Raw genomic sequence first — 5,882 nt, 5'->3', positions numbered from 1 at the left:
TGGCGTCCGCACCGGACGGCGCAGCCGAATCCGAAACCGAATCCGCTTAGCGGACCGCAGTTGCCGAGCCGCGTGGCGGGACAGGGTTCGCCCGCGGAGCGGGTCCCCAAGCCGCTGCGCGGCTTGCGAGCGAAAGCGAGCCGCGTTGCGGCTCGCGGTGGCGCGTTGCGCCACCGGGGAGGCTCCCCGCGTTGCGGGGAGCTCGATCCGCGTTGCGGATCGGAAGGGAGTGAAAGCCTCCCGCGTTGCGGGAGGCGTCCGATCCGCGTTGCGGCTCGGACCAGGGCCGCGTTGCGGCCCGCCGGCAGCACGAAGTGGGTTGTGGTTTCGGGGAGTTCCTCACGTGAGGGAGTGTGGGCTCCTCGCGTTGCGGGGAGCCGATCCACGACCTGGATCGGCGGGGGCTGTCGGGGTGGCCGGTCCGGCCGGCATCGTTTTGTCATGACCGCATCGATGCCCCGGCAGGTATTCCGTCTGCGTTTCAAGGAGTTCGTCGTCGACCCCGCGGACCCGGATGTCACCTGTCGCGAACTCGACCTCCACGCGGACCTGTTGACCTTCGAGGACGGCACCACCACGTTCTGGCTGGAGGGAGTCGAAGTGTGCGACTTCCCCTCCGCCTCGCTGGGCTCGGTGGAACTGATCGCCGCTCCCGACACGAACGTCAGGAAACCGGCGTCGAGCGTGGACGAGACCGCGGGCAAGGCCTACTCCGTGGAAGAGATCCGCACACGGCACGGCAACGCCTACCAACGATGGACCCCCGAGGACGAGCAACTGCTCCTGGAACTCCACGCCGCCGGCCACGGCCCGGCCGAACTCGCCCGGCGCTTCGACCGCCAACCCAGTGCGATCCGCTCGCGACTGGGGAAACTGGGCGTACCGGAGTAAGGCGAGGCGGCAGGTCGCTCCCCTCCCCCGCTCGAACGTTCAGCCGCAGGTTCGGCGGCGGATCGAGTGTGACCGTCGTCGTCCGCGATTTCATTCATTCGAGGTGACTCAGTGCTTCGAGGTTCGTGTGACTCAAGAATCTCGCAGGTAGACTTTGATGTGAAGCGAGTGCCACGTCGGGTATTCCTGAGGCATGATGAGGAGGGCCGGTGCGCGATTTCACACCACGGCCTCGGCCGCACCAGATCGAAGCCGTCGACGCCGCCGTACGCGGCCTGGAAGGCCCCGTACACCCCGGGGGCAACCGCGGGCTCCTGGTGTCCGCCACCGGCACCGGCAAGACCCTGATCGCCGCCGAGGCCGCACGGCGCCTCGCACCCGCCGGCGGCACCCTCGTCCTGGTCCCCACCCTCGACCTGCTCACCCAGACCGTCACGGCGTGGCGTTCCTTCGGGCACGACGAGCCCATGCTCGCGGTCTGCTCCCTCGAAGGCGACGACGCACTCGGCGCAGCCGGGGTGCGCGCCACCACCAGCGGACCCAGCCTCGCCCTGTGGGCCCAACGGCACTCCCGTTACACGGTGTTCGCCACCTACGCGTCCCTCGGTGCCGTGATTCACGCGCACACCGGGCCCTACGGAATTCCCGCTCTCAGTCCTTGGGCGCTGGTGCTGTGCGACGAGGCCCACCGGGCCGCCGGACACGTCGACAAGACCTGGACCGACATCCACGACAACACCCTCGTCCCGGCGCAGCGGCGGTTGTACATGACCGCCACACCCCGCATCTACGAATCCTTCAAAGGACGGCGCAGGAGGCGACGCGGGGGCGGTGTCGGGAGTGGCGCGGGCGGTCAGGGGGCGTTGTTCGAGGTGGGGTTCGGGGGCGGGGCGCACGGCGTGGGCGGCGGCCTCGAGCAGCAGGTCGAAGCTCACACCGGACCTCGCATCGAGCTTCCCCCGGTCCCCGACGACATCGCATTCGACGTCGAATTGGAAGACGAGTATTTCTCGCCGGAAATGCAAACCGAAACGATCGACGAAGCCGGCGAAATGTCTGCTTCATCTGACGTGGTGTCAGATGACGTCGGGGGCGGCGACACCGGCGGCGGTGGGACGGTGCGGACCCGGCCGGCCCGGCTCCCGCGTGTTCCCGCGCTTCCCGAGGAACTCGCCGTGTCCATGGACGCGATCGACGTCTACGGCCCGAGGATCTTCCACCTGGGGCTCGCCGAGAGCATCCGACGCGGCCTCCTCGCGCGGTTCGTGGTGCTGGTGGCCGACATCCGGGACACCGAGCTCAACCAGGCCCGACGCGACGCGCGCAAGGCACTGGACGAGAAGAGCTCCAAGGCGCCAAAGCTCGTCGAGGCCTGGCGCGGCAAACGCCTCGCCGCCTTGCAGACCGCGCTGTTGAAGACTGCCCGCGAGAACGATCTGCGGACCGTCATCACGTTCCATCACCGCGTCGCCGAGGCCAAGGCTTTCGCGTTGGGGCTCCCCGACGTCGGCCGACGCCTGCGCGCCGAACTCCCGGACCAGGCCCCCACGGACGTCCGCGCCGAATGGCTGCACGGGGACCACCCGGCCGATCACCGGCGGCGGGTTCTCGGCCGGTTCGCCGAACCCGGGGTGTCGGGTGACCTGTCGGTGGTGGCGAACGTGCGGATCCTCGGGGAGGGCATCGACTGCCCCGCCGTCGACGCCGTGGCGATCTTCGACGAGATGTCGAGCGTCGTGAGCATCACCCAGGCCCTGGGCAGGGCCCTGCGGCAGAAACCGGGGCAGGGCAAGGTCGCCGCGATCATCGTGCCCGTCTTCCTCGACGACCACGAAAGGCCCGACGACATGCTCCTGTCGGACGGGCACCGGTACCTGGTGACCGTGTTGGAGGCGTTGCGCTCCCACGCCCCCGAACTGGTCGAAGCACTCGCCGTTCCCCAGGCACAAGCCCACGGCGCCACAAGGACATTCGCCGAAGCCGACCGAGCCCGGGAACGGGACGAGGAAACACAGGGTTCGGCGAGCGGCGACACGAGGGACGGAGACCGCTCCCTCGGCGCGGCGGAGGGCGGGCCCGGCACGGGCGGCCCGGCGGGCGTGGGTTATTCGGCGGGTGGTGTCGGGGACGGCGCCGGCGTGTCCGCCGAGGGCGCGGGCACGGCCGGGGGCGGCGCGGGGGTCGATGCGGGCGGGGCCGTGCGGGGCTCTGGTGGGGTCGTGGAAGGCGCGGCAGGGGTGGCGGGTGGTGCTGGTCCGGGGGTGGAGACGCGGCCCCTCCTGCGGTTCTCCAGTCCCCGCGACCCCGCCGCCGTCGCCGACTTCGTGCGGTTGCGGGTCATCGACCCCGACGAACGGGACTGGGTACGCGGGTATCTCGCCGCGCGGCGGTTCCTGTGGACGCACGGGCACATGAGGATCCCCCTCGACGCACGCGACGGGCACGACCACGACTACCCGGTCGGGCAATGGGCCGCGGTGCAGCGCAGGGAGTACGCCGCCGGGCGGCTCGACACCGGCCGCGTCCGCAACCTCGTCATGCTCGGCATGGTGTGGTCACATCCCGACGCCGCCTTCGACGACGGACTCGCCGTCGCCAGGCGGTATGTCGAACGCGTCGGACACCTCGCCGCACCACAGGGAGCCGTCCAGGACGGGGTGAGGGTCGGCCAGTGGCTGGCGAACCAGCGGCGTGCCGGGGTTCTCGACGCGCACCCCGAACGCCGCCGGGCCCTGGAGGAGTTGGACCCGTGGTGGCAGCCCGACGGGTGGACCATCGCATGGCAGCGGGCCGCCAACGAGACCCGGCTCCACCTCGCACGCAGGGGCAGCCTCGACGAACTGGTGCCCGGGTACATGGCCGGCGGCGAAGACATCGGCAGATGGGCACGGCGACAGGCCACACCCGCCACACGAGCGAAGCTCCGGGCCGGACAACTCGAACAACTCCACGAACTCGGCATCACACCCGAACCCGAACGCGGGCACGGCGCAGCGGAGGGTGATGGTGGCGGCGCGGCACGGGGCGGTAGCGGCGCAGCGGGCGGCGGCGTGGAGAACGGCGCGGTGGCTGCGGGCGACGGCGTCGGCGGCCCTGTGGCCGACCGCGACGGGGCCCGGGCGCCGAGGCGCGGCCGGGGCGCGTGGGAGACGGCGTTCGCCGCGGCCGTCGCCTACCGCCAACGAGAAGGCGACCTCGAAGTGCCCCGCGCACACGTCGAGACCGTGGCGACGGAGACGGCGACCGGACCCGGTGGTGGCGCGGGCGAGGGTGGCGGTGCCATAGAGGTCCGGCTCGGCAAGTGGGTCAACAACCAACGCACTCGACGGGGGTCTTTGAGCGAGGAGCGGGTGCGGCTCCTCGCCGAACTCGGCATGCGGTGGTGAACCGCGTTGTTGGGCGGGGGTGTTCGGTGGAATGTGAGTTTCGGAGTGAGGTCGGGGGTGAGGCGACGTGGTTGTTCGTGGGCCGGGTCGGGTCTTCTTTTACTTGTGGGGCAGTCCGTGGCCGCTGGCTGACAGCCACATTCCTATACCGACGGTTGCTGTCACGAGAACCGAGATCAGCTTTGTGGGACGCCTTCCCAATGTGATTCTCAGTTCTCCGATCCGGATGTCCAGGAACGGACGTGCCTGATGGGATGGGCCGAGGGGGTTCACGGGCGGCTCGCCTCAAGAAGGGTGTCGTGGATGTGCCGGGTGATCGCTTCGATGTCCTCTTGGGGGAGAAGATCGCGAGCGGCAGTCGATCCTGGGGCGTCCTGATGGCCCTCGGGTACAGGATGTTTCTGCTCCTGGCGACGAGCGAGTTGCCTCATCGCCTCGATCAGGAAGTTGCCTGAGCCGGTAGCGGGGTCCCCGATGTGTAGTTCCCCTTGCAATGCCGCCTCTCCGAGGGAGTCCAGCATCACCTTGACCGTTTCCTCGACGAGGCGTCGTGGTGTGTAGTACCCGCTGTATGGTCCGGGCGGCTTCCCGGTCGGGGCGGCAGTAATGGTCGGGATCTGCTCGGTGTCGATGCTTGCCCGGGTGGGGGTGGTGCGTATGGTCAGCGTGGTTCCCGCCGGAGCGTCCACGGTGACGTGGTGGCCTTGGGTGTCGGCTGTCACGGTGACATGGCCCAGAACCGCCCGTTGGGCTGGTCGGTCGGAAGACTCGACCGGTTCCTTGGCCGCGTCGCCCTCGGTGAGCAGGCCGGATTCCGCGACTCGTACGGGTGTTCCCTGGCCTCTGCCCCAGGTGACGGGGCTGGGCGTCCCCTCGAGATGACGTAGCGTCCTGACGCCGTGGAAGCGAACCCTCCACTTCTCGGGGCGATCCGGTTCGGGGATACGCTGCCAGGCGTTGCCGTTCTCGTCCGGGGCCACTGCGTACACGGCGAGGATCTTTCCCTTGGCCACGCCGGCCACGTACTGGATCTCGTCCGGATCGAACGTGGTGGGTTTGAGCGATCGGGCGTGGAAGGGGCTCCAGTCACCCAGGATCAGTCGTCCGCGTTCCGTCTCCCCGACGGCGTTCTCGGCGGACTTGGCGTTCGCGAACAGGGTTTTGTTTCGGTCTGTCATCTCTCGCCCCGTCTCCACTCGTTGTAGGTCCGGGCAGCAGCCTAGCCGAGCTTTGACTTAACATATTCATATTTCTCAAAGCTTAGTGGGCGGCTCGGTTCGGCCGCCTTGACGCGTCGGGCCTCGACGTGGAGTCGCGGTGTGAGCGGTTCGAATCGGCGCCGGTCCTGCCCCCCATCCTGCGGATGGTCCCTCCGGGGGACCCAAGGCCGAGCAGTCGGTCCGGGACGCGGAGACCGGCACCCGTGCGGCGGCGCGCCCCGTTGCCACGTTCGACAGGCCGGTCGGGCCGCCGGCGACTTCGCGGTTCGGGGCCGCTCACGTCCGGTGTCCCGGGATGTCCGCCGGGACGAATCGACCACTGCCGGTGTGTCGGGTCCCGACCTACCCGACCGTGGCTGTGCTGTCAGCGGTATGCCGATATCGG

The 5,882-nt window shown here is 69.5% G+C and carries 3 protein-coding genes; 2 read left to right on the top strand and 1 reads right to left on the bottom strand.

Going from position 1 to position 5,882, the window contains the following annotated elements; translation table 11 throughout:
* The first annotated feature begins 441 nt into the window (after positions 1–441).
* Entirely contained in the window at positions 442–891 is a 450-nt protein-coding gene (locus ABZ374_RS47755) for a hypothetical protein (RefSeq protein WP_360324901.1), read from the top strand.
* 209 nt (positions 892–1,100) lie between these two features.
* Positions 1,101–4,277, top strand: coding sequence for a Helicase associated domain protein (locus tag ABZ374_RS47750; protein WP_360324898.1), 3,177 nt, complete (start codon positions 1,101–1,103; stop codon positions 4,275–4,277).
* A 269-nt stretch (positions 4,278–4,546) separates the two neighbouring features.
* Here ABZ374_RS47750 and ABZ374_RS47745 read toward each other — a convergent pair whose 3' ends face one another.
* Complete coding sequence (locus ABZ374_RS47745; RefSeq protein WP_360324896.1) at positions 4,547–5,455, bottom strand: N-6 DNA methylase; 909 nt, start codon at positions 5,453–5,455, stop codon at positions 4,547–4,549.
* Positions 5,456–5,882: the final 427 nt, after the last annotated feature.

Origin of the sequence: Embleya sp. NPDC005971, from assembly GCF_040629175.1 — a bacterium.
In the GTDB taxonomy this organism is placed as follows: Bacteria; Actinomycetota; Actinomycetes; order Streptomycetales; family Streptomycetaceae; genus Embleya.
The sequence above is the reverse complement of the archived record's forward strand: the minus strand, read 5'-3'. Positions and strand labels throughout refer to the sequence as shown.